The following is a 24736-nucleotide window of genomic DNA, read 5'->3' as shown; positions in this document are numbered from 1 at the left end:
GGAGGCTCAGCCAGGTACAGCCGGTGCCTGGTTGGGCCCCGGCGCCCGCAGCAGCCTCGGAAGCATGAACGACACACCGAACACCACCCCCCTGGACACCTCGCCCCTCACCCCGGCCGCCGGCCTCCTGGCCGGCAAGGTCGCCTTCATCACCGGCGCCGGACGCGGCATCGGCGCGGCCGCGGCCCGCCTCTTCGCCCGGGAGGGCGCCCGGGTGCTGCTGGCGGCCCGTACGGAGGCCCAGCTCAAGACGGTCACCGAGGAGATCCGCGCGGCCGGCGGCACCGCCGATCACGTGGTGTGCGACCTGGCCGACGCGACGAGCGTCCGCGCCGCCGTCGACCGGGCCGTGGAGCTGTACGGCAGGCTCGACGTGGCCTTCAACAACGGTGCGACGATCCAGCAGCCGGGCCCGATGGACCAGCTGCCGCAGGCCGACTTCGACCACGTCTACGCCGTCAACCTCCGGGGCCCCTGGCTGGCCATGAACGCCGAGGTCGCCGCCATCCGCGCCACCGCCGGAACCGGCGCCATCGTCAACAACTCCAGCGTCGGCAGCCTCATGGGCAACCCCGAACTCCCCGCCTACGGCGCCATGAAGCGCGCGGTCAACAGCCTCACCGAGTCCGCCGCCGTCACGTACGGCCCGAAGGGCATCCGCGTCAACGCCATCGCGCCCGGCGCCACCCTCACCGAGATGATCCGCGAATGGGAGGAGGAGTCCCCCGGCATCGTCGACCGCATCACCACCCACGCCCCACTCCGCCGCGCCGCCGCCCCCGACGAGATCGCCCAAGCCGCGGCCTGGCTCCTCAGCGATCGCGCTTCTTATGTGACGGGCGTGGTCCTCCGCGTGGACGGCGGCACCCGGGCCTGAGACCGCGGGCCGGGGCCGAACCGCGGTTCGAGTCCCGTCAGGTCGCGGCTTGCCGACCACAGGCGGGCCGCGACGTCCGCGTCCGCGAGATGACCTCGGACGGGGCGGCGGCGGGGGGTGCCGCGGAGGGCGAAGTGGCGGGGGGTCCATAGTTCGCCGCCGGTGATGGACGGGTCGAGGACCGCTCGTACGGCGGGCCAGGCGGCCGCGTCCTTGCCCTGGACGAGGATTCCGGCGGGCAGGCCCCGCAGCCGTTCGGCGGGTGTACGGACGTGCAGGGGTGGGCGGGACGGGGTGAGGGAGTCGAGCGCGCCGCCGGGGTGGGTGACCACGCTCCGCACCGTGCTGCCGACCGCCCTCAGCCGTCGGTCGAGTTCGAAACCGAAGAGCATCTGGGCCAGTTTCGAGCGCCCATAGGTGCGCTCTGGCTCGTAGTCCCGGGTGCTCTCGAGGTCGTCGAGGTCCAGCCGTTCGGACATGGCCGCGAAGCTGCCCGTGGTGATGACGCGGCCCTCGGGGGCGGCCGCGAGCAGTGGGGCCAGCCAGTGGGTCAGCGCGAAGTGCCCGAGGTGGTTGATGCCGAACATCGCCTCATGGCCGTCCCCGGTCTCTCGGCGCGGCGGCTGGTCGAACTTCACCCCGGCGTTGTGGACGACCGCGTCCAGACGGTCCAACCCCAGCGCTTCCGCGGAGGCTTCGAGCGACGGGAGATCGGCGAGGTCCAGCCGGATATGACGCACCCGGGCGTCGGGGACCCGGGAGCGGATCGAGGACACGGCGGCGTCCGCCCGGCCCGGGTCCCGGCTGCCGAGGACGACGGTGGCTCCCGTACCGGCGAGCTGTTCGGCGACGAAGTAACCGATCCCCGCGTTGCCTCCGGTCACCAGAAAGGTCTTTCCGTCGGCCCGGGGAAGGCTGTGGACGTCCCACCGCTCGGTCGAGGGCTCGGCCGGGGATCCGGCCGGGGATCCGGTCGAGGGTTCGGTCGGGGCCGTGGAAGGCATACGGGGGCTCCTTTGCGTTCGTGAGGGCGGGGACGGTGCCCAATGGGGCTCACGCTGAACGCGTATCAGCCTTACGGTCGTCACCGACGCCCCGCCGACAGAGCGCCGTCATCCCCCGTACCTCGCCGACAGAGCGCCGTCACCCCCGGCACCCCGCCGACAGATCGCCGCTCAGGCGAACCCGGAACCCACCGGCCCCGCCACGTCCAGCGTGTCCTTCACCATGGCGAGCGCCGCGCCCAGGGGGCTGGAGCGGCCGCCGCTCACCGTGATGTCGCCGGCGTCGGGGCAGCCGTAGACGGCGGCCTTCTCGGGGCCCTTGAGGGCGTGCAGCGGGTCGCCCGGTTCCGTCTCCTCCAACGCGACGCGGACGATGAGCGGTTCATCGGCGGTCGCGGTCGCGACCGACCGCAGACGGCGGCCCCGCGCGGCGGCCGTACGGGCCGCCTCCGCCGTCCCGGCGTCGATCCCCGGGCCCGCCTCCGTCCTTACGGCCGTCGCGTCCCACCCCCACAGCAGCGCCGCCAACAGCCGTACCTTCACGGCCGCGTCGGCACCGGAGAGATCGGCCGTCGGGTCGGCCTCGGCGATACCGCGTCGCTGGGCCTCCGCGACCGCGTCGTCCAGCACGCCGCCGTCCGCCAGCCGGTCCAGGACGAAGGTGGCGGTGCCGTTGGGGCAGGCGCGCAGCGTACGGCAGCCGAGGCCGCGTACCCCGATCCGCGCGAGGTCGGCGGTGGGGAGGGCGGCTCCGGTGGCGCCCGAGATCCGGATGCGGCTGCCGCCCTCGGCCGCCGCCCGGCCCAGCTCGCCCCAGTGGCTGAGCAGATGGCTCTTGGTGGCGGTCACCACATGGACCCCTTGGCGCAGGGCCGACAGCGCGTCCGCGGCGGCCTGTTCGCGCACCGCCGGGGACGACGGCACGGCCTGGGCCAGCACCACCGCCCCCGTACGCTCCAGGGTCTCGGCGAGCGGCGGCAGCGGGCCCCAGCCGGTGCGCGGCTCCGGCGGCAGCCCCTCGGCCGCGCTGGTGCGCACGGCGGCGAGCCGCAGCGGCAGCGCGCCGCCGATCAGCCGCTCGGCGTAGGCCCGGCCCACCGGGCCGTACCCCGACAGCACGACGGAGGGTTCGGGCCCGACTTCGGCTTCGCGTGACATGCGGCCAGTCTGCCTTGTGCCACCAGGCCGGGCTTGTGCCATCAGATCGGGCTTGTGCCACCAGGTCGGGACCGGGTACCGCTACCGGGCGGGACGCCGTCCGGGACCGCTACGCCGGGCGGGATGCCCCCGCGAAGGGCATGTCCGCCACGGAGGCCAACCGGACCGGGGCCCCGGGGTGCGGGGCGTGGATCATGCGGCCGCCGCCGATGTAGAGGCCGACATGGCTGATGCCGGAGTAGAAGAAGACCAGGTCGCCGGGGGCCAGTTGATCGCGGCTGACGCGCTGTCCGGCGTTGATCTGGGTGTAGGTGGTGCGGGGCAGGGCGACCCCGGCGGCGTGCCAGGCGGCCTGGGTGAGCCCGGAGCAGTCATAGCCGTGGGGACCGGTGGCGCCCCATACGTACGGCTTGCCGAGGGCCGCGTACGCGTAGGAGACGGCGCGGGCGGCGCGGCCCTCGGCGGGGGCGAGGGAGCCGGCGGCCTTGTCGCCGCCCCGCGCCGCCAGCAGGCGCTGCCGCTGCTCGAGGGTCAGCCGGCCGAGGAGGCGATCGGCGGCGGCGAGCTTCTCCTGGACGGTCCGCTTGTGGTGGGCGGCGGCCGTCCGGGAGGCGCGCAGAGCGGCGAGGCGGTCGGCCGCCTCGCCGCGGACCTGGCGTAATTTCCGCTCCTGGCGGCCGATCGTGGCGATCAGGGCGGCCTGGCGGCTCCCCGCGCGCTCGGCGAGCGAGGCGCGCTGAAGGTACTGGTCGGGGGAGGAGGACAGGGCGAGCTGGAGGGCCGGGGCGATCGTCCCCGAGCGGTACTGGGCGGTGGCGAAGGCCCCGAGGGCGTTGCGCGCGGTGTTGAGCCGGGTGGTGCGGCGGGCGGCCTGGTCGCGCAGCGCCTCCAGCGTCCGGCGGGCCTTGTCGGCCTTCTCCCTCGCGCCGTTGTACTTCTCGGTGGCCTCCTCGGCCTCCCGCTGGTACGCGTCGACCTTCGCCCTCACCTGAGCGGGGGTGAGGCGGTTCTCGGCGTGCCCGGTGCCGTCGAGGAGGGTGGCGGACGCGGCGCCGGTGAGGGCGAGGAGCGCGGCCGCGCGGGCGGTGCTGCTGGTGAGCGAGCGCTGCTTGGGCTTCCTGTGCGACGCCACTGCGGCGGTTCACCTGGTCTTTCTTGGGCAATTCCAGTTCGGGCAATCCAGGACATTCGGCGGATCCTGGACCCTTGTGGGGAGCGGACGGGCAGGTGGCAGTCCGCCATGAGGCGGGGACCCTCGGTTGACGGGAAGCGGACTGCCACCTGGAGGAGGAAGCTAGGCCGGAAAGCGGGGGTCATGCGGGGGATTGAACGGGAGTGCACGGATTTCGTCGGTCCCGTGACGGCTGCTGATCGCCCCGCGAGTGGGGAGGTCGGAAGTGTGGGGCGGCCGTGATCGAAGCGGCGATAGGGCCCCACCCGAGTGCCGGGCGATGATATGCGCGCGGCTAGTCTCCGGAGCCATGGACGTACTCATTCACGTGTTCGTCGGCCTCCACATCGTCGGCATCGGCGCGCTGCTCGGTGGCTTCTTCTCGCAGCTCAAAGCCGCGCGCGCGGGCGAGGCCCGGATGATCCCGGCGATGCTGCACGGCGCGCTGACCATGCTGGTGACCGGTGTGGCGCTGGTCGGGCTCAACCAGGCGGACGACAACAGCGTCAATAACGTCAAAATAGGTATAAAGCTGGCGCTATTGGTCGTAATCCTCGGCCTGGTCTATGTGAAGCGCGACGAGGAGAAGGTAGAGTCGGCCGCCTTCGGCGCGGTGGGTGCCTTGACAACGGCAAACATCTTCATCGCCGTGCTGTGGACCTGACGAACGAGTGTTCTGGGGGTAATCCCAAGGCAATCGCGACACGATCCCGAGGCAACCGTTTGCACTCGCGAGCTGTCTTAGTAATGAGCGAGGCAGTCGAGAGGAGTGGCCAATGGGGGTAGTGGGGGCAGTAAGAAGTCATAGGCGGCGCATGGGCGTCGCGCTGGGGCTGGCGGGGATGGCGGTGCCGCTCGCGGTGGCCGTCGCCGGTCCGGCGCAGGCTCAGGCGCGGCCACTGGGCCGGTCGGCCGGCACGGTGACACCGGTGAGCATGGCCGCGTCGTCGTGCACGACCACCGCGGGGCCGTACCAGAAGCAGGCCGAGCGGTTCCTGGGCCGTCCCGTGGACGGGCGGCAGTCGCGGGCGGACTGTCTCGCGATCCAGAAGTTCCAGATCGGCCACGGCATCAGCCCGACGATCGGCTACGCGGGCCCGATCACCTCGGGCGTGATGAGCCTCATCAGCGCCCAGAAGGCCGCCGGGCACAATCCGAACGCGGCGAAGAAGTGCCCCACCAACAGGGGCCGTATCGCCTGCGTGGACCTCACCCGCCAGCTGAGCTGGGTCCAGGACGGCTCCCGGCTGGTCTACGGACCGGTGCCGGTGCGGTCAGGGCGGGACGGCTTCGAGACCCGCACCGGGCTGAAGAGGGTCTACTGGCGGAACATCAACCACTGGTCGACGCTCTACAAGGTCGCCATGCCGTACAGCCAGTTCTTCGACGGCGGCCAGGCGTTTCACTCGATCGCCGGCAGCGTATGGTCCCCGCCCGGCTCCCATGGCTGCGTCAACATGCGTAAGGGCGACGCCAAGAAGTACTGGAGCCTGCTGAAGAACGGCGATGACGTGTACGTCTACGGGCGCAAGCCCGGCACCTGAGCCACTGATGGCGTCCAGGGGCGCTGACGGCGCCGAGAGCCACTGACGGCGCCGTCAGGCGCTGACGGCGCCGCTGAGCTGATGGCGATGCCGCTGCCCGGGGTCCGGCCCCGGCAGCGGCATCGTCGCGATCAGGGGCCCTACGAGGGCCGCACGCTTCCGTAGATCGGCATCTCCGTGATCGGCGCCTTCTTCACCACATCGCCCGGCTTCGGCGCGTGGATCATCATCCCGTCGCCGATGTAGAGGCCGACATGGCTGATGTCGTCGTAGAAGAAGACGAGATCGCCCGGGTGGAGTTGGGACGTCGAGACGCGCGTACCGGCCTTCACCTGGTCCCAGGTGGTGCGCGGCAGCGAGATCCCGGCGGACTTCCAGGCCGCCTGCGTCAGCCCGGAGCAGTCGAAGGAGCTGGGCCCGGTGGCGCCCCAGACGTACGGCTTGCCGAGCTGCGCCTTGGCGAAGGCGATGGCCTGGGCCGCCTTGGAGCTGTTGGCCGGGGCAGAGGGCGTGGAGGGCGACGTCGAACCGGAGCCACCCGCGTTCTGCTCCTGCTGCTTCTCGCGCGCGGCGGCCTCCTGCCGCTGCTTCTCGGCCAGCTCGGCGGCCTTACGGCGGGCCTCTTCCGCCTTCTTCTTCTCGATCGCCGCCAGCCGCGCCTTCTCCTTGGCGGTCAGATTCGCCAGCAGCCGCCGGGCCTCGGTCAGCTTGTCCTGGACGGTCTTCTTCTGGACCTTCAGCTGCTTCTGGGACGCGGTCAGCGAGGCGAGGCTCTCGCTGGCCTTACCGCGCTCCTTGGCGGTCTTCACCCGCTGCTTCTGGAAGTCGTCGACGGCCTGCTTCTGCCGGCCGGTCATCCGGTCGATCAGATGCGACTGGTCGAAGACGTCCTGCGGGTCGTTGGAGAACAGCAGGGTGGCGGCGGAGCGGGCCATTCCGCCGTCGCGGTACTGGGCGGCGGCGTAGGTGCCGAGCATGCGCCGCGCCTCGTTGAGCTTCTCGGTGCGCTTGGCGACGGAGTCCAGCAGCTTGTCGACCTTGGCCCGCTGCTGGTCGGTGCGTTCCTTGGCGGCGTTGTAGCGCTGGGTGGCGGTCTCCGCCTGGTGGTAGAGGGTGTCGACCTTCTCCTTCACCTTCTCGATCGACTGGGCGGCCGGCTTGGGATCGGCGGGCGCGGCGTTGGCCGACTGGGAGAGGAGGGTGACGGATGCGAGGGCGGCAGTGGTGAACCCGACGGCCGTACGGCGGCTGTGACCCGTGAGCGGGCCGGGTATTCGGCTCCGCGGCTTGCGGTGCGACGCCAAGGGAGGCGACTCCTTCCGTGGACCGCCTACCGGGTTAGCTGTCGGGTTCGGGCGGTACGGAAGGTTGCCCTACGGCCGGGTCCGGGCGGCACCGTGTGTGCCGTACCGTTTCGGGCCGATTCACCCCGGTCTTGCGTTGTTGGGTCCCCGGCTCCGGACGCCTCACGGCGCACCGGACTCGGCGGAGGCGCCCGTGCCGACGTGGTTCGCCGACGGATCTTCCGGGCCGCCTGACGCAGGACGGTAGCCAACACGTGGGGCTCCTGTGAAGACTGGTGGCCGTTTTGCCCGAAACCGTTTCGTGATGTTCGGACGTCGGCTGTCAGTGGGGCGGCCTAGACTCGGGGAGCGATGAGCAGCCTCTTTGACGACAGCTTCCTGGCGGACCTCGGGCCATCTCCGGACGAGGAGCGGCCACCGCCGCCCGAGGATTCGGCGCACCCTGGCCACGGTGGCGCCGAGGACGTCCCGCATCACCTCTTCAGCGGCGATTTCGACGCGCCCGTGCCCCGGGAGGCCCACTACCGGGACGGCGCGGCCCGGCCCGCCGTGGACCCGTCCGCCCTGCTCGAGGGGTTGAACGAGCAGCAGAGGGCCGCCGTGGAGCACACCGGCTCGCCGCTGCTGATCGTCGCGGGCGCCGGCTCCGGCAAGACCCGGGTGCTCACCCATCGCATCGCCTATCTGCTCGGCGCCCGCGGTACCCACCCCGGCCAGATCCTCGCCATCACCTTCACCAACAAGGCGGCGGGCGAGATGAAGGAGCGCGTCGAGGAGCTCGTCGGCCCGCGGGCCAACGCCATGTGGGTGTCCACCTTCCACAGCGCCTGCGTCCGCATCCTGCGCCGGGAGTCGAAGAAGCTGGGCTTCACCTCGTCGTTCTCGATCTATGACGCGGCCGACTCCAAGCGGCTGATGGCGCTGGTCTGCCGGGATCTGGACCTCGACCCCAAGCGGTTCCCGCCGAAGTCCTTCAGCGCCAAGATCTCCAACCTCAAGAACGAGCTGATCGACGAGGAGACCTTCACCGGGCAGGCCTCGGACGGATTCGAGAAGTCGCTGGCCGAGGCGTATGTGATGTACCAGGCGCGGCTTCGCGAGGCCAACGCGCTGGACTTCGACGACATCATCATGACCACGGTCAATCTGCTCCAGGCGTTCCCGGACGTCGCCGAGCACTACCGCCGCCGCTTCCGGCACGTCCTGGTGGACGAGTACCAGGACACCAACCACGCGCAGTACACACTCGTGCGCGAGCTGGTGGGCACCGACACCGAGGAGACCACGGCCGCCGAGCTGTGCGTGGTGGGCGACGCCGACCAGTCGATCTACGCCTTCCGGGGCGCCACGATCCGTAACATCCTCCAGTTCGAGGAGGACTACCCCACCGCGCGGACGATCCTCCTCGAGCAGAACTACCGCTCGACCCAGACCATCCTGAGCGCTGCCAACGCGGTCATCGAGCGCAATGAGAACCGCCGCCCGAAGAACCTGTGGACGGACGCCGGCGCCGGGGCCGAGATCACCGGCTATGTGGCCGACACCGAGCACGACGAGGCCCAGTTCGTCGCCGACGAGATCGACCGGCTGACGGACGCGGGCGACGCCAAGGCCGGGGACGTGGCGGTCTTCTACCGCACCAACGCCCAGTCCCGTGTCTTCGAAGAGGTCTTCATCCGCGTCGGGCTGCCGTACAAGGTCGTCGGCGGGGTGCGCTTCTACGAGCGCAAGGAGGTCCGGGACGTCCTCGCGTATCTGCGGGTGCTGGCCAACCCCGAGGACTCCGTCCCGCTCCGCCGGATCCTGAACGTGCCCAAGCGCGGCATCGGCGAGCGCGCGGAGGCCATGATCGACGCGCTGTCGCTGCGCGAGAAGATCACCTTCCCGCAGGCGCTGCGCCGGGTCGACGAGGCGTACGGCATGGCGGCCCGCTCGGCCAACGCCGTCAAGCGGTTCAACACGCTCATGGAGGAGCTGCACACCATCGTGGAGTCCGGGGCGGGCCCGGCCACCGTCCTGGAGGCGGTGCTGGAGCGCACCGGCTATCTGGCCGAGCTCCAGGCGTCCACCGATCCGCAGGACGAGACCCGGATCGAGAACCTCCAGGAGCTCGCCGCCGTGGCCCTGGAGTTCGAGCAGGACCGCGGCGAGGAGAACCCCGGCACCCTCGCGGACTTCCTGGAGCAGGTCGCGCTCGTCGCCGACTCCGACCAGATCCCCGACGAGGACACCGAGGGCTCCGGCGTGATCACGCTGATGACCCTGCACACGGCGAAGGGGCTGGAGTTCCCGGTCGTCTTCCTCAGCGGCATGGAGGACGGCGTCTTCCCGCATATGCGGGCGCTCGGCCAGACCAAGGAGCTGGAGGAGGAGCGGCGGCTGGCCTATGTCGGGATCACCCGGGCCCGCGAGCGGCTCTATCTGACCCGCTCGACGATGCGCAGCGCCTGGGGACAGCCCGCGTACAACCCGCCGTCCCGCTTCCTGGAGGAGATCCCGGACCAGTATGTGCGCTGGCGGCGCACCGGGCCCGCCACCCCGTCCGCGTCCATGGGCGGCATCGCCTCCACCCCGCCGTCGGGGCTGTCGTCCGGTCTGTCGACGTCGCGTTCGCGTACCGGGGGCAGCGGGTTCGCCACCAGGCGGGCCAAGGAGCGCCCGGTGGTCGCCCTGGCCATCGGCGACCGGGTCACCCATGACTCGTTCGGGCTCGGCACGGTGGTGGCGGTCAAGGGGAGTGGGGACAACGCGGAGGCGACGATCGACTTCGGCGACGAGAAGCCGAAGCGGCTGCTGCTGCGGTACGCACCGGTGGAGAAGCTGTAGCGGGGGCGCAGGCCGTACGGGCGTCGCGCGGCGGGGCGTGGCGCGGCGGTGGCGCGACGCGGCGGTGGGTGACGTGGCGCGGCGGTGGCGCGCCGCGGCGGTGGGTGACGTGGCGCGGCGGTGGCGCGCCGCGCGGTGGCCCCGGATCAGGTCGGGTCGAGGCCCTTGCCGCGCAGCCAGGGCAGCGGGTCGATGGCCGCGCCGCCGCCGGGGTGGACCTCGAAGTGCAGATGCGGGCCGGTGGAGTTACCGGAGTTCCCGGAGTACGCGATGGTCTCCCCGGCCTTGACGGTCCCTGAGCGGATCTTGGCGCTGCTGAGGTGGCAGTACCAGGTCTCGGTGCCATCCGGGCTGGTCAGAACGACCATATTGCCGTAGGCGTCGTTCCACTGCGTCTTTACGGTGCCGTCGGTGGCGGCCATCACGGGCGTCCCGTAGCTCACCGGGAAGTCGATGCCGGTGTGCACCGACATCCAGTTGATACCGGCCTGGCCGAACTGGGCGCTCAGGCCGTGCTGGGCGACGGGCAGCGCGAACTTCGGCCGCAGCGCTTCCTTGCGCGCCGCCTCGGCGGCCTTGCGCTTCTTCTCGGCGGCTTGGCGCGCCTGGAGGTCGATCCGCTCCTGGGCGCGGCTGGTGCGGTCGCGGAAGTCGTCGGCGTCCTCGCGGACCCCGGCGAGCTGGGAGTCCAGCTTGCTGTTGGCGACGGAGGGCTTCACGGGGGGCGCGTTGTCGGAGGCGGCCTGAGTGGTGGACTCGTCCTTCTTGTCGCTTCCCACACCGCTGACCGAGGCGGCGGCCACGGCGGTGACACCCAGGGCGCAGACGGAGGGGACGGCGACGGTGAGGAGCGCGGAACGCTTGGGGCGGGACGAGGGGGTACGGCGGCGGCCGCGGTTCACCTCCCGGCGAGGGGAGGGGGCGGATTCCCGCATGACCGCCGCCCCGGGTTCAGGTTCCGCTTCGGGGCCGGGGTCGTACGGCTGGTCGGGCTCGTTGACCGGCTCGAAGACGGCGGTGTGCTCGAACGCGCCGGGCTGCTCGGGGATGACGGCCTGGTCGGGGATGACGGCCTGGTCGAAGACGGCCGTCTGGTCGTAGGCGTTGGGCTCGTGCTCGGGCTGGTCGAGTCCCGGCTGGTTCAGCCCCGAGTGGTCGTACCGCGCCTCGTCCACGGTCCCGTAGACGGAGGTGTCCCAGACCTGGGTCTGACCGGTGTCCACGCCCGAGGTGTACGCCTCGGCCTCGTACCCCGCGCTTCCCGCGCCCCCCGCGCCGTGGTCCCACTGATCCGGCAGCTCGGTGTGGGCGGTGGCGCCCGTGTCCCAGGCGGCGATGTCCCACTGGGCGCCGGTGTCGGCGTCCTGCTGGGCGGGGATGCCGGTCGGCAGGTGATAGCCGGAGGCGGCCCACATGGCGGTGGTGTCGTAGGCGCCGGAGTCGTAATGGGCGGCCGTGTCGTAGTGGCCGGTGTCGTGGTGGCCGGTGCCGTGGCCCAGGTCGTAGTGGCCGGTGGCGTACGACCCGGTCTGGTGGTGCTGGTCGGCCGTGGTCCACTGCGAGGCGTCGTACTGACCGCTGTGGGCGCCCTGCCCGTCGTCGTACGCGCCCGGAAGCGCGCCGAAGAGCGGATCGCTGTCGCCGTAGAGCGGGTCGCCGTCGCCGTAGGCGGTGGCCAGGTGGGCGAAGTTGCCGGTGGAGTACCCGTCATACCCGTCGTACCCGACGTAGCCGTGCGCTGTGTCCTGACGCTGACCGTAGGCCTCGCCGTACGGATACGAGGCGTCGGGATCGGGGACGGTCGGAGAGGCCCCCGACGGGTGACGGTCGTTCACCACCAACTTCTCTTTCGCCTCGGCTGCAGGAGAATTAGCGGCGACTGTACCCGGCAGTACGCGGCAGCGACAATCTTCCGTGAGTTTTGAGCATCTCGGGAAAGGGCATTTGGTCGTCTTTCGGCTGACTGTACGTGCTTCCTTGGCCGGATGTTCGATTGACGTTCGGCAATTCCGAGGCTTCTGAACCCTCGGGAACCGGGCTGGAAGCGCCCGCCGACGCCTTGTCGGCGGCGTTCAGGGCCTCGCGGATGCGGGCGGCCACGGAGAAAAGCACCGCCAGGGCGAGATGTCCGATTCCGTTGACGCGGATGTTCTGGGAGATCACATCCGGATGGTCTATCCGGGCCGCCTCCTTCGGGATCATCAACTGATCCACATCGCTCCAGAAAGCGATGAATCGCTACGGCAATCGGGGGCAGGCTGCCGCAACTCCGCTATCACCGGGGAGTCCGGGCACATCTGACGCACGAGTGGATGTACGGACAACGGGGGCGCGATACGTGTTTGCCGCCGCGCGGGGTGCCGAGCGTCATCGGGGTGTGGACGCGGGCGTCCCCGCCGAGACGCTGGACGACCGCCCGTCGCACCGCGGCGCCATGCGGCTCGTGGCGGCGCTGCGCGGTGCGACGGTCCCCGCTGCGGCTCCCCTGATGTGGCCGGCCCGAGCGTATGCGGCGTCCGCGCGGATGCGGATGCGGATGCAGGTACGGGTACGGCCTTCAGCGAACGTGTCCCACGTGTGATTTCCCCCTCGCTGCGCGGCGCGAAACTGCCGGGTAGGGGATGCTGGGGATAACGTTCGTTCACGTCGGGGTGGCCAAGGGCACGACGGTTGGAGGCTGCGATGGGTGTGACCGGTCCGATCCGTGTGGTGGTGGCCAAGCCGGGGTTGGACGGCCATGACCGTGGGGCGAAGGTGATCGCGCGGGCACTGCGCGACGCGGGCATGGAGGTCATCTACACCGGGCTCCACCAGACCCCCGAGCAGATCGTCGACACCGCGATCCAGGAGGACGCCGACGCGATCGGGCTGTCCATCCTGTCCGGTGCCCATATGACCCTGTTCGCCAAGGTGCTGGAGCTGCTGCGGGAGCACGACGCGGAGGACATCAAGGTCTTCGGCGGCGGGATCATCCCCGAGGCGGACATCCCCGCGCTCAAGGAGCAGGGCGTCGCCGAGATCTTCACTCCGGGCGCGACCACGACAGCCATCGTCGACTGGGTCCGTAAGAACGTTCGCCCGGTAGTCGCCTGACCCGCCGCACGGCTGCTCTCGACCCGGGGCCTGCCGCACCGCTCTCGACCCGGGTCCTGAGGCCAGGGCTCTGAGGCCAGGGCCCTGAGCCAAGCCGGTTGCCGGAGCACACCCCGGGCCCGGGGCGTCCCACGAGCCGGAGGCCGGTTCGGGTCAGGTCGGGTCGAGCTCTGCTCGCATCGCCTCTCTCAGCCGGAGTGTGCCGACCAGGCGTTGGAACGCCTCCGCCCAGTAGCCCCCGGCTCCCGGGGCCGCTCCCTCTCTCTCGTCCGGTATCGCCGTCAGCACTTCGAGGCGGTCCGCCTGGGTCGGGTCCAGGCAGCGCTCGGCCAGGCCCATGACGCCGCTGAAGCTCCAGGGGTAGCTGCCCGCGTCTCGGGCGATGTCCAGGGCGTCGACGACGGCCCGGCCCAGCGGCTCGGCCCAGGGCACCGCGCACACCCCGAGCAGCCGGAAGGCGTCGGACAGGCCGTGGGACGCGATGAACTCGGCGACCCACTCCGCCCGTTCCCGGGCGGGCAGCGCGGAGAGCAGCTTCGCCGGGTCCCGCCAGGCGGCGGGGGCCGCCTCCCCGGCGGTGACCGGAGCGACCGCCGGGGTGCCGAGCAGCGCACGGCACCACTCGGCGCTGCGCTGCCGCACCGCCGCCCGGCACCAGGCCGCGTGCAGATCCGCCTGCCAGCCGTCCGCGACGGGCAGCGCCACGATCTCGGCGGGGCCCCGTCCGCCGAACCACTCGGTCCAGCGGTCCAGCGGGGTCGCCTCCACCAACTGGCCCAGCCACCAGGACCGTTCCCCCCGGCCGGAGGGCGGCTTGGGCACGACGCCGTCGCGCTGCATCCCGCTGTCGCACTCGTCCGGCGGACGGACGGCTATCCGGGGTGCCCGTTCGTCGGCCGCCAACTCGTCGGCGGCCAGCCCGTCGCCGGTTGCCCCCTTGGCGGTCGGTCCCGTGGCGGTCGCCCCGTCGCCGGTTGCTCCCTCGGCGGTCAGTCCATCGCCGGTTGCCCCGTTGCCGGTTGCTCCCGTGGTGGTCAGTCCGCCGTCGGTCGCCCCGCCGTCGGTCGCTCCCTTGGCGGCCAGCCCCTTGGCGGCCAGCCCATCAGCGGTCGGCTCATCCGCGATCAGCGACACACAGCCCCGCGACCGCTCGGCCATGCGTGCGGCGAGCGCCGAGTCGGGGAGTGCGGAGAGCAGCTCGGCGGCGGTCGCCCGGACGTTCCGGCTGCGGTCGGACAGCGCCTGTTCGAGGAACGGCTCATCGGACGGGGAGAGATCGTCGCGCAGCGAGTCCAGGAACATCAGCCGGTCCTCGGCCCGCTCGGTCGACCAGGTGCCGCTGAGCAGCGCCAGCCCCGCCGCCGGGTCGCGGTGGCGGGCCGCCGCCAGCAGCGACACCCGCTCGGCGAACAGCCCCTCTTCCCACAGCCGCTGTTCCTCGTCCGGTGCGACGGCCGCCCCGGACGGCTCCGGGAGCGATGCGGATGCCCGGCCCGCCGCGCCCCGCAGCGCGAACTTCCAGTCCGGGTTGAGCCGGGCCAGCCACAGTGCACGCGGCCCGCCCAGCGTCAGCGCCTCGCCCCGCAGATCGGTGCGGGCGCGGGCCGCGTCGAGCAGCGCCGGAAGCAGCGCGTCCGGCACGCGATAGCTGTGGTGGTTGGCCAGCGCGAGCCACTGCGGCAGCAGCTCGGCGAGGTCGGGCGCGGAGCGCGAACCGCCGCGCCCCGGCGCCGAACGGTCGGCCAGCAGCAGCGCCAGCCTGCTGCGGGCGGCCGCGGGCAGCGTCGGCCGCGGATCCTCGGGCGCCCGGCCCGGCCCCGGCCGGGCGGGCGCGGGCCGCAGCCCGGCCCGCCGCCGCACCGTGCTGAGCGCGGCCGCGTCCAGCAGGGCGGACGGCACGTCCTGCCCGGGGCGCGGCGCGACGGGCGGGGTGCGCCGCTCGGTGCCGAGCAGCGCGGCCGCGATGAGACCGTCCCAGGACGCGGGGGACGTGCTGGACGCAGTGGACGCGGCGGACGTGCTGGATGCGGCGGACGTGCTGGACGCGACGGGCGTCGTACTGGTCAACGGGTGCCTCCCTGCGCTGCCGTGCCGATGAGCGAGACGGGGGTCGGGTCCCAGGTGGTGATGGGGGAGAAGCCGCGATGGCCGCACTCACCGAAGACGGTGACCGGGCCACCGCCGGATATCGCCATCAGCTGCCACAGATCGGTGCGCCCCGCGCAGCGCGGATCGACGGGCAGCGCCGAGCCGCTCCGCTCGTCCGCCAGCTGCCATCCGTCGTCCCCCGGCACCGGCACCACATCGGCGAGCACCACCGGCCAGCCGTCCAGCCACGGATCCTCCCCGAGCGCCGCACCGTAGGCCGCGAGCGCGGTCTCGACGTCGCACCCCTCGGGGGCCCCAGGCACCTCGCGCCCCTCAGCAGCCGGAGGCGCCACGGGAGGCGCCGCCTCCTCCTCCGCCGCCTCCGCCTCCTCCTCCCGGGGGGCGATCGCCGCCCGCAGCGGCCGGGCCGCCGGGTAGTACGCGAGGTCCGCGTCGAGCACCAGGCCGGTGGGCAGCGCGAGCTCGGGGGACTGGCCGGGGGCGCTGAACGAGAGCAGCAGCGCCATACGGTGCGTACGCTCGCCGCGCAGCCAGATCCGGCGCGTGGTCAGCCTGCCGTCCGTACCGTCCTGGCGGCCCAGGACCAGCCAGCGGTCCCGGATCGCCTCCTCCGTCGCCAGCAGCTCGGCCACCGGCGTCGTGAGGCCCACGCGGGTGCGCGTGGTGGCGGCCAGCTTCTCCGGGAGGCCGTCCAGATGGAGAAAGCCCTGGTTGAGCAGGTGGGTCAGCGCGCACTCCTCCAGCAGCCGGGCGGGCCACCCCGGACCGGACGACGGAATCGCCGCCAGCTCCCGCACCCGCGCCTCAAGGCCCGGTGCCTGGGCGTCGATCATCCGCGCGGCCGTCTCGTCCCACGCCCCGTACCCGGCGCGGTCGGCGGAGGCCAGACCGTCGCGGAGCAGATCGGCGAGCCGCCGCTCCAGCTCCGTGGCGCCCGCGGCGATGCGCTGGACCCGCCGCTCGGCGCGGCGGCGCGCCGCCTCCGGATCGGCCGCGCCTCCGCTTCCCCCTTTCCCCGCGTTGCCCCCCGTCCCGCCGCCGGGGCCCGGGCCCCCATCCCGGGCCCCGGTGGCGAGCTTCTCGGCCCGCTCCCGCCGGTCGCCGAGCCACTGCCCGGCCCACTCCGGCGGCTCCCCGCTCGCGGGCACGCCCCCCTCGCCGGACGTCCACAACAGCAGCAGACCCAGCGCGTGCTTGCACGGGAACTTCCGGCTCGGGCAACTGCACTTATATCCGGGCCCGTTCAGATCGACCACCGTCTGGTACGGCTTGCTGCCGCTGCCCGAGCACAGCCCCCACACCGCCCGCCCGTGCGCGCCCGCGCCCGACCACTTGCCGGCCGCGGCGAGCTTGCCGCCCGCCGTGCGCGACGCGGTGTCAGGAGCCAGGGCCAGCACCTGCTCCGCCGTCCAGCGTTCCCCCTGCGGATTCATGTCTGCGACGGTACGGGCACCCACTGACAATCGCTCTGACCTGCGCGTTCGCTGACGGGCAGCCGGTTGTCAGTGGGGTGGTGCAGTGTGGTTCACGCGTCCGGAAACGGAACGAGGAAACGAGTCGTGGGGGAGCTGTGACCGTCACTGTGCCCGGAACCGAATCCACCGATACGAGCGGGGCGGCAGAGGCCGCCGGAGCCGCGGAAGCGCTGCGTCCACATGCGGAGGACGCCTTCGCCGCCGAGCTGAGCGCGCTGGCCGCGGCCGACGACCGCCCGCGTCCCGCACGATGGCGGCTGTCGCCGTGGGCGGTCGCCACCTATCTGCTCGGCGGCACGCTGCCCGACGGCACCGTGATCACACCCAAGTACGTGGGCCCGCGTCGCATCGTCGAGGTCGCCGTCACCACCCTCGCGACCGACCGCGCCCTGCTGTTGCTGGGCGTGCCCGGCACCGCCAAGACATGGGTCTCGGAGCATCTGGCGGCGGCGGTCAGCGGTGACTCGACCCTGCTGGTCCAGGGCACCGCCGGGACGCCCGAGGAGGCCATCCGGTACGGGTGGAACTACGCCCAGCTCCTCGCCCACGGCCCGAGCCGGGACGCGCTCGTGCCGAGCCCGGTGATGCGCGCGATGGCGGACGGCATGACCGCACGCGTGGAGGAGCTGACGCGCGTCCCGGCCGATGTGCAGGACACGCTGATCACCATCCTGTCCGAGAAGACGCTGCCGATTCCGGAGCTGGGGGAGGAGGTCCAGGCGGTCCGCGGCTTCAACCTGATCGCGACCGCCAACGACCGCGACCGCGGGGTCAACGAACTCTCCAGCGCCCTGCGCCGCCGCTTCAACACGGTCGTGCTGCCGCTGCCCGCGACCCCGGAGGACGAGGTCGACATCGTCTCCCGGCGCGTCGCCCAGATCGGCCGCTCGCTGGAGCTCCCGGAGCTCCCGGAGGGCGTCGAGGAGATCCGCCGGGTGGTCACGGTCTTCCGTGAGCTGCGCGACGGAGTGACCGGTGACGGCCGTACGAAGCTGAAGTCCCCCTCGGGCACGCTGTCCACGGCCGAGGCCATCTCCGTGGTCACCGGCGGCCTCGCGCTCGCCGCCCACTTCGGCGACAGCGTGCTCAGGTCGGGCGATGTGGCCGCGGGCATCCTGGGCGCGGTCGTCCGCGACCCGGCGGCCGACCGCGTCATCTGGCAGGAGTACCTGGAGACGGTGGTCCGGGAGCGCGACGGCTGGAAGGACTTCTACCGTGCGTGCCGAGAGGTGACCGCATGACGGGCGCCCCACGGGCGCGGGCCGCCGGCCCGCTGCTGCTGGGCGTGCGGCACCACGGACCTGGGTCGGCGCGTGCGGTGCGGGCCGCGCTGGAGGCGTGCCCACCGCGCGTGGTGCTGATCGAGGGGCCGCCGGAGGCGGACGCGATCGTGGGGCTCGCCGCCGAGAAGGACATGCGCCCGCCGGTCGCGCTGCTCGCCCACGCCGCGGACGATCCGGGGCGCGCCGGGTTCTGGCCGCTGGCCGGGTTCTCCCCGGAGTGGGCGGCCATCCAGTGGGCGCTGGCCCATGAGGTTCCGGTGCGGTTCATCGATCTCCCGGCGGCCAACTCGCTGGCCATGGCGGCGAAGAAGCCTCCGGCGGTCGAACCCGCCCCGGCTGGTCCGGCTGACCAAGTCGAACCGGGCGACCAAGTCGAACAGGCCGACCAAGCGGCTCCGGTCGCCGACCGGGCCGCGCGGATGCGGGTCGATCCGCTGGCCGTCCTCTCCGAGGCGGCCGGATACGACGACCCGGAGCGCTGGTGGGAGGACGTCATCGAGCACCGCGGCACCGGCGGCGCTGAGGCGTTCACGGCCGTGGCGGAGGCCATGGAGGCGCTGCGCGCCGAGTACGGGCACGGCGGGCACGAGGACGACGCGGTGCGCGAGGCCCATATGCGGCTACGGCTGCGCGAGGCGCGGCGGGAGTTCGGGGACGAGGCCGCGGTCGTCTGCGGGGCCTGGCACGTACCGGCGCTGGGGGAGCGGACCACCGCGACCGCCGACCGGAAGCTCCTCAAGGGGCTGCCCAAGGTCAAGACCGAGATCAGCTGGGTGCCGTGGACCCACCGGCGGCTGGCCCGGCACAGCGGATACGGGGCGGGCATCACCTCACCCGGCTGGTACGACCATCTCTTCCACGCCCCGGACCGGCCCGTCGAGCGCTGGCTCACCAAGGTCGCCGGGCTGCTGCGGGACGAGGACTTCGCGGTCTCCTCGGCCCATGTCATCGAGGCCGTAAGGCTCGCCGAAACCCTGGCCGCCATGCGCGGACGCCCGCTCGCCGGGCTCGCCGAAACCCTCGACGCCGTGAGGGCGGTGATGTGCGACGGCTCCGATGTGCCGATCGCGCTCGTCCGGGACCGGCTCGTGGTCGGCGACATCCTGGGCGAAGTGCCCGAGTCGGCTCCGGCGGTGCCGCTCCAGCGCGATCTGACACGCACCCAGCGTTCGCTGCGGCTCAAGCCCGAGGCGCTGGAGCGCGAGCTGGAGCTGGATCTGCGCAAGGAGACCGACGCCGGGCGGAGCCGCCTGCTGCACCGGCTGCGGCTCCTCGGGGTCGACTGGGGCACCCCGGCCGTCTCACGCGGCAGCACCGGCACCTTCAGGGAGACCTGGCGGCTGCGGTGGGAGCCGGAGCTGGCCGTGCGGGTCGCCGAGGCGGGGGTGTGGGGCACCACCGTGCTGTCGGCGGCCACCGCCAAGGCGGAGACCGAGGCCCGGAGCGCCAAGGGGCTCGCCGAGGTGACCGAGCTGGCCGAGTGCTGTCTCCTCGCCGGGCTCTCCGGGGCCCTCCCCACCGTGATGCGCTCGCTCGCCGACCGGGCCGCGCTCGACGCGGACGTCGGCCATCTCGCCCAGGCGCTGCCCGCCCTGGTGCGCTCGGTGCGCTACGGGGACGTACGGGGCACCGGCACGGCCGCGCTCGGCGAGGTCGCGGTCGGGTTGGCCGAGCGGATCCTGGTCGGGCTGCCGCCCGCCTGCGTCGGTCTCGACGCCGACGGCGCCGCCGAGATGCGCCGCCATATGGAGGCCGTGCACCGGGCGATCGCCTTGCTGTCGGAGACAGAGACGGCCGGGACAGCGACGGGAACCGGCACCGCGACGGGAACCGGGACAGCGACAGGAACTGGGACAGCGACTGCTACGCAGCCACACACGCGGACCGATATGTCGACAACAGACATGTCGACAACGGAGACGCGGGCGGCTGAGCCCCGGCCCGCCGACGGCCTACGAGCCCGCTGGGCGGCCATGCTGCGCAATCTGGCCGGGCGCGACGGCACCCCCGCCACCCCCGGGCTGATCCGGGGCCGCGCTGCGCGGCTGCTGCTGGACGACGGCCGGCTCGCCGAGGACGAGGCGGCCCGGCTGATGGGGCTCGCGCTCTCGCCCGGCACCCAGCCGCCCGAAGCGGCCTCCTGGATCGAGGGGTTCATCGGCGGTGGCGCGGGCGGCGGCATGCTGCTCGTCCACGACGAGCGGCTGCTCGGCCTGGTCGACCGCTGGCTGACCTCCGTTTCCGCCGAGGCCTTCACCGACGTCCTGCCGCTGCTGCGGCGCACCTTCTCCGCGTACGACACCGGCGTGCGCCGCACCCTGGGCGAGCTGGTCCGGCGGGGCCCCGCGGCCGACGGGCCCACCGGCGTTGGCGGACAAGGCGCCCCCGCCGCACCCGGCTTCGGCCCCGGGCTGGACCCGGACCGCGCGGCGGCCGTCGTACCGACGGTGCGGCTGCTGCTGGGCCTCGATCCCGCCCCGCACGCCAACGACTCCATGGAGGCAGCCCGATGACGCACGGCGCCCCCCACGACGACCCCGGCCCCACCCCCGACGACGCCCACCCCCCGGGCCACCAACCCCCGGGCGACCACCCCCAGAGCGACCAGGAACGGCTGCGGCGCTGGCGGCTGGTGCTCGGCGGCCAGGGCGCCGACGGCACCGGCTGTTCGCTCAGCGGGGCCGACGCCGCCATGGACCGCACGCTCGAGGCCCTCTACGGCTCCGGAGGCGGCGACGGCGCGGGCGGCAGCGGCACGGCCGTCGGGCGCAGCGGTGGCTCCCAGAGCGGCGCCGGGAGCGGCGCGCGCTCCGGCGGGCTCGGTGGCTCCGCGCCCCAAGTGGCCCGCTGGCTCGGCGACATCCGTACGTACTTCCCCACCTCCGTCGTCCAGGTCATGCAGCGCGACGCCATCGACCGGCTGGGGCTGTCCGCCCTGCTGCTGGAGCCGGAGATGCTGGAGGCCGTGGAGGCGGACGTCCATCTCGTGGGCACCCTGCTGTCCCTCAACAAGGCGATGCCGGAGACCACCAAGAACACCGCGCGGGCCGTCGTCCGTAAGGTCGTCGAGGATCTGGAGAAGCGGCTGGCGACCCGCACCCGCGCCACCCTCACCGGAGCGCTCGACCGCTCCGCCCGGATCAGCCGCCCGCGCCACCGGGACATCGACTGGGACCGCACCATCCGGGCCAACCTCAAGAACTACCTGCCCGACCACCGGACGGTCGTCCCCGAGCGGCTCATCGGATACGGCCGGGCGGCCCGCGGGGTGAAGAAGGACGTGGTGCTGTGCGTCGACCAGTCGGGGTCGATGGCCGCGTCCGTGGTCTACGCCTCGGTCTTCGGCGCCGTGCTCGCCTCGATGCGCTCCCTCGCCACCCGGCTGGTCGTCTTCGACACCTCCGTGGTCGACCTGACCGAGGAGCTCGACGATCCGGTGGACGTCCTCTTCGGCACCCAACTCGGCGGTGGCACCGACATCAACCGCGCGCTGGCCTACTGCCAGTCGCAGATCACCCGCCCCGCCGACACGGTCGTCGTCCTCATCAGCGACCTCTACGAGGGCGGCATACGCGAGGAGATGCTGGGCCGGGTCGCCGCGATGAAGGCGTCCGGGGTGCAGTTCGTGACGCTGCTCGCGCTGTCCGACGAGGGGGCGCCGAGCTACGACCGCGAGCACGCGGCGGCGCTCACCGCGCTGGGCGCGCCCGCCTTCGCCTGTACCCCCGATCTCTTCCCGGAGGTGATGGCCGCGGCCATCGAACGGCGCCAACTGCCTATACCGGACATGGCGATGCATCAGTGATCCGGGGCTTGCGCCGACCCCTGTGGGTCGTGCAAGGATCATCCCCGTCGCCCAGGACATGAATCCAGCCATCCGGTTGGCGATGTCGTCCTGTTCCGGCGGCCCACAAGCCATATCGCCACGCTTACGTGCCCGTTGTACGCCTCGTACTCAGGGAAGGCCCCGCTCTTGTCTGTCACGTCCGCCATGCCTGTCGCCGTGCGCCTGCCGCGCACGGTGGCCGCACGGCGGGCGCTGCTGGCGGCGCTCTTCCTCGGTGGGTTCCTGGCCCTGGCGTTCCTCTTCGGCGGCAGTGCTCACGCCGCCGAGCGGAGCGATCAGGGCGAGGCCACAGGCACGTCGGTCGACCGCTCCAACGTGTCCCGACTGCTCGACCCTTCGGGCGTCGAGCGGGCGCGGCAGCGGGTGGAGCGGCACGCACCGCCCGTGGTGACGCGTACCACTGACACGGCGGAGGATGTCGTACGGGAGACCGTGCGGCCCATCCAGGAGCCGGTCGAGCGCCAGGCGCAGAAGATCACCAAGCCGATAGACGACCTGGTCGGCGGCGCCACCAGCGGCGAGCTGCCGGTGCGCCTTCCCGAGGTCGGCATCGGTGACGCGATCGGCATGGGCTCCCAGGACTCCGCGGCGCACCACGGCCCGGCCGCCGAGCACCACGCGGCCAAGGCCGGGTCGGCGACCGTGCACAAGTCGGCGCCCGCGGCGTCGGAGCCGATGGGGCCCGGGGCACACGCCCAGGCCGTCCTCGCGCACGTTGACGCGGCCGTCTCCCATGGCGGGCACGGGCCCGTCGTCCAGGCAGCCGTCTCCGGCACCGGTCCGGACGGTGGCGCCCCGGCGCCGCTGCCCCTTCCGCGGTCCCCGCTCGGGGCCACCTCCCAGTACACCGGCGACAGCGGCGCTTCCCGTGGTGGGAACACCCAGGCCGCTCTTACGCCGTCCGGCGTGCCGTCCTTCGGGCTGAAGCCCGGTACGGTCCGCGCGGAGAGCTCGGCGCCGACGCGCGAGCGGTTCAACGAAGTCCTCGAATTCCCCGGCTAGGGCAGACCTCACCCCCGTCTGTATGAGACCTGCCGCGCGGGGGCGGGTCAGGTCTGCCCGTCCGAAACCTCTCTTGACTTTCGAAGGACTTCCTCCACCATGCGTAACAACCTTCGCCGCTCCATCCTCGTAGCCGCTGCCGCCACCGGTATCTGGGCACTCGGCTCGGCCGCCGCTTCCGCCGCCGAGAACCCGGCCGTTCCCTCCACCGACGGTGTCACCAGCACCGTGGACGGCGTGACCAAGACCGTGTCGACCGACAAGGTGACCGAGACGGTCGACGGTGTGACCGGCGGCGTGGCCGACACCTCCAAGGTGACCGACACCGCGAAGAAGACCGTGGACGGCGCCGCCTCCACCGTCGACGGCGTCACCGCTCCGGTGCGGGACAGCGTCCCCGGCGCCGAGAACCTGCCGCGGGTCTCGGATGTCACCAAGACCGTCGAGCACACCACCGACGGCCTGACCGGCGACGTCGCCGGCAAGCCGGACAAGATCGTCAAGAAGGCCCACAAGGCCGTCAAGGGCGTCGAGAAGACCGTCAAGAAGACCACCGACCTCGACCTGCCCACCGGTGAGGTCCCCGGTGTCGTGCCCGGCCTGCCCGGCCTCGGCTCGCTGCCGACCCTGCCCGACACCTCCACGCTGCCGAACGTCGACGGCGTCACCGGCCAGCTGCCCACCGAGCTCCCCGCCGCCCCGAAGCTGCCCACCGCCCCGGGCTCGGCCAATGACCTGCTCGCCTCCCTCTCCGGCGCCGGCGTCCGCCCGGAGGAGCTGACCGGCAAGGTGCAGGGTGTCGTCGGCACCACCAAGCCGGCCGTGGACGGTGTGGCCTCGGACGTGCTGCCGCCCGCCGTGTACCGCCTCGTGGTCAAGGTCGTCCCGGTCGCCGAGCGGACCGTGGGTGACACCGGTGCGCTGGCCGACGACGCCGTGGCCCGCACCACCCCGTACGTGGACGTCGTGTCCGGCAGCGCCGAGGGCTTCGCGCTGGGCACCGCCTCCAACGTGGTTCCGGCCGCCCAGGACACCGTCGACCGCCTGGTGCCGGTCGTGGTGAGCGTGCCGTCCACCGCCGTTCCGTTCGCGCAGGACGTGGCGGGCACCACCGTGCCCTTCGCCCACGGGCTGGCCACCGGCGTGGTCGCGAACGCCCAGACCACCGTGGGGAACGCCAAGGACGGTGCGCTGAGCCTGCTCCCGGCGGTGCCCACCGACCTGAGCGACGTCGCCAACATCCCGGCTCTCCCGGTGCTCCCGGCCGACCTGCCGCAACTGCCCGCCGACCTGCCGCAGGTCCCCGCCGACCTCCCGCAGCTCCCGGCCGACCTGCCGCAGCTCCCCGCGGACCTGCCGACCGTCCCGGCCGACCTGCCGCAGCTGCCCACCGACCTGCCGCAGCTCCCGACCGTTCCGGCTGACCTGCCGCAGCTCCCCGCGGACCTGCCGACCGTTCCGGCCGACCTGCCGCAGCTGCCCACCGACCTGCCGCAGCTCCCGACCGTTCCGGCTGACCTGCCGCAGCTCCCCGCGGACCTGCCGACCGTTCCGGCCGACCTGCCGCAGCTGCCCACCGACCTGCCGCAGCTCCCCACCGACCTGCCGACCGTCCCGGCCGACCTGCCGCAGCTCCCGACCGTTCCGGCTGACCTGCCGCAGCTCCCCGCCGACCTCCCGCAGGTTCCGGCGGACCTGCCCTCCGTCCCGGTCCAGCTGCCGACCGTTCCGGGCACGCTCCCGACCGTCTGATCGCTCCGGCGGGCGTCAGGCAGTCAGGCCGTGAAGGCCATGCAGGCCGCGAAACCGTAAAACCGTAAGGCAAGCGCCATCGACCGGGCAGCCCTCGTTGGGGAGGGGGCTGCCCGGTTGTCGCACCGAGATAGATGGAAACGGTCGCGATCTGTGACCGTAATCACCGCTCCAGTGTGATCTGCGATTTAGGGCCGCACGGTCCACGGAGATAACCTGCGAGACGGACATGCCGCGTACCCGGCGAACGTGTGCCGCCCTCGTTAAAGATCGCGTCCTCACGCTGCCCCC

The 24736-nt window shown here is 72.7% G+C and carries 18 protein-coding genes and 1 riboswitch; of the genes, 10 read left to right on the top strand and 8 right to left on the bottom strand.

Annotated elements, in window-relative coordinates:
• Positions 1-64 precede the first annotated feature (64 nt).
• Positions 65-877: an SDR family NAD(P)-dependent oxidoreductase gene (locus ACJX2R_RS23515; RefSeq protein WP_413101743.1), complete on the top strand. Its 813-nt coding sequence runs from the start codon at positions 65-67 to the stop codon at positions 875-877.
• Here the strand turns inward: ACJX2R_RS23515 and ACJX2R_RS23510 are convergent.
• The 3 genes from ACJX2R_RS23510 to ACJX2R_RS23500 all read right to left on the bottom strand — a co-directional run bounded on the left by ACJX2R_RS23510 (position 829) and on the right by ACJX2R_RS23500 (position 4171).
• Complete coding sequence (locus ACJX2R_RS23510; RefSeq protein WP_413101742.1) at positions 829-1881, bottom strand: SDR family NAD(P)-dependent oxidoreductase; 1053 nt, start codon at positions 1879-1881, stop codon at positions 829-831. The genes ACJX2R_RS23515 and ACJX2R_RS23510 overlap by 49 nt on opposite strands.
• A gap of 171 nt (positions 1882-2052) precedes the next feature.
• Entirely contained in the window at positions 2053-3039 is a 987-nt protein-coding gene (locus ACJX2R_RS23505; RefSeq protein ID WP_413101741.1) for a homoserine dehydrogenase, read from the bottom strand.
• 109 nt (positions 3040-3148) lie between these two features.
• Positions 3149-4171 (bottom strand): NlpC/P60 family protein, encoded by a 1023-nt coding sequence (locus ACJX2R_RS23500; protein WP_413101740.1) that lies wholly within the window; start codon positions 4169-4171, stop codon positions 3149-3151.
• A 349-nt stretch (positions 4172-4520) separates the two neighbouring features.
• Between ACJX2R_RS23500 and ACJX2R_RS23495 the strand changes: the two genes are divergently transcribed.
• Both ACJX2R_RS23495 and ACJX2R_RS23490 read left to right on the top strand, forming a co-directional pair.
• Positions 4521-4874 (top strand): hypothetical protein, encoded by a 354-nt coding sequence (locus tag ACJX2R_RS23495; protein ID WP_413101739.1) that lies wholly within the window; start codon positions 4521-4523, stop codon positions 4872-4874.
• Between the two features lie 112 nt (positions 4875-4986).
• Complete coding sequence (locus ACJX2R_RS23490; RefSeq protein ID WP_413101738.1) at positions 4987-5754, top strand: L,D-transpeptidase; 768 nt, start codon at positions 4987-4989, stop codon at positions 5752-5754.
• A gap of 140 nt (positions 5755-5894) precedes the next feature.
• Here ACJX2R_RS23490 and ACJX2R_RS23485 read toward each other — a convergent pair whose 3' ends face one another.
• Positions 5895-7058 carry an NlpC/P60 family protein gene (locus tag ACJX2R_RS23485; RefSeq protein WP_413101737.1) on the bottom strand — a complete coding sequence of 388 codons (1164 nt, stop codon included), beginning with the start codon at positions 7056-7058 and terminating at the stop codon, positions 5895-5897.
• Positions 7059-7065: 7 nt separating this feature from the next.
• Positions 7066-7252: riboswitch (cyclic di-AMP (ydaO/yuaA leader) on the bottom strand.
• Positions 7253-7409: 157 nt separating this feature from the next.
• Here ACJX2R_RS23485 and pcrA point away from each other — a divergent pair.
• Positions 7410-9884: a DNA helicase PcrA gene (pcrA, locus tag ACJX2R_RS23480; protein ID WP_413101736.1), complete on the top strand. Its 2475-nt coding sequence runs from the start codon at positions 7410-7412 to the stop codon at positions 9882-9884.
• 146 nt (positions 9885-10030) lie between these two features.
• Here the strand turns inward: pcrA and ACJX2R_RS23475 are convergent, their stop codons facing one another.
• Together ACJX2R_RS23475 and ACJX2R_RS23470 are read right to left on the bottom strand one after the other, a co-directional pair.
• On the bottom strand, positions 10031-11722 hold the full coding sequence (locus ACJX2R_RS23475) for a peptidoglycan DD-metalloendopeptidase family protein (RefSeq protein WP_413101735.1): 1692 nt from the start codon (positions 11720-11722) through the stop codon (positions 10031-10033).
• 31 nt (positions 11723-11753) lie between these two features.
• Positions 11754-12098: a hypothetical protein gene (locus tag ACJX2R_RS23470; RefSeq protein ID WP_413101734.1), complete on the bottom strand. Its 345-nt coding sequence runs from the start codon at positions 12096-12098 to the stop codon at positions 11754-11756.
• 468 nt (positions 12099-12566) lie between these two features.
• On the opposite strand from ACJX2R_RS23470, the gene ACJX2R_RS23465 reads away from it, so the two are divergent.
• Positions 12567-12977, top strand: coding sequence for a cobalamin B12-binding domain-containing protein (locus ACJX2R_RS23465; RefSeq protein ID WP_413101733.1), 411 nt, complete (start codon positions 12567-12569; stop codon positions 12975-12977).
• Positions 12978-13130: 153 nt separating this feature from the next.
• Here the strand turns inward: ACJX2R_RS23465 and ACJX2R_RS23460 are convergent, their stop codons facing one another.
• Positions 13131-15044 carry a DUF5691 domain-containing protein gene (locus tag ACJX2R_RS23460; RefSeq protein ID WP_413101732.1) on the bottom strand — a complete coding sequence of 638 codons (1914 nt, stop codon included), beginning with the start codon at positions 15042-15044 and terminating at the stop codon, positions 13131-13133.
• A complete protein-coding gene (locus ACJX2R_RS23455; protein ID WP_413101731.1) occupies positions 15041-16519 on the bottom strand; it encodes an SWIM zinc finger family protein in 1479 nt (492 codons plus the stop codon). The genes ACJX2R_RS23460 and ACJX2R_RS23455 overlap by 4 nt, the downstream gene beginning before the upstream one ends.
• Before the next feature lie 137 nt (positions 16520-16656).
• Between ACJX2R_RS23455 and ACJX2R_RS23450 the strand changes: the two genes are divergently transcribed.
• The 5 genes from ACJX2R_RS23450 (at position 16657) to ACJX2R_RS23430 (ending at position 24445) form a co-directional block, all read left to right on the top strand.
• The gene (locus tag ACJX2R_RS23450) at positions 16657-17802 is read left to right on the top strand and encodes an ATP-binding protein (RefSeq protein WP_413101730.1); all 1146 of its coding nucleotides are present in this window, start codon (positions 16657-16659) and stop codon (positions 17800-17802) included.
• Entirely contained in the window at positions 17799-20357 is a 2559-nt protein-coding gene (locus ACJX2R_RS23445) for a DUF5682 family protein (RefSeq protein ID WP_413101729.1), read from the top strand. The genes ACJX2R_RS23450 and ACJX2R_RS23445 overlap by 4 nt, the downstream gene beginning before the upstream one ends.
• On the top strand, positions 20354-21649 hold the full coding sequence (locus ACJX2R_RS23440; protein WP_413101728.1) for a vWA domain-containing protein: 1296 nt from the start codon (positions 20354-20356) through the stop codon (positions 21647-21649). The genes ACJX2R_RS23445 and ACJX2R_RS23440 overlap by 4 nt, the downstream gene beginning before the upstream one ends.
• A gap of 186 nt (positions 21650-21835) precedes the next feature.
• Complete coding sequence (locus ACJX2R_RS23435) at positions 21836-22693, top strand: hypothetical protein (protein ID WP_413101727.1); 858 nt, start codon at positions 21836-21838, stop codon at positions 22691-22693.
• A gap of 99 nt (positions 22694-22792) precedes the next feature.
• On the top strand, positions 22793-24445 hold the full coding sequence (locus ACJX2R_RS23430) for a hypothetical protein (RefSeq protein ID WP_413101726.1): 1653 nt from the start codon (positions 22793-22795) through the stop codon (positions 24443-24445).
• Positions 24446-24736: the final 291 nt, after the last annotated feature.

Origin of the sequence: Streptomyces sp. Inha503 (genome assembly GCF_047215865.1) — a bacterium.
Lineage (GTDB): Bacteria > Actinomycetota > Actinomycetes > Streptomycetales > Streptomycetaceae > Streptomyces > Streptomyces lycopersici.
This window is presented reverse-complemented; position numbering and strand designations above follow the sequence as displayed.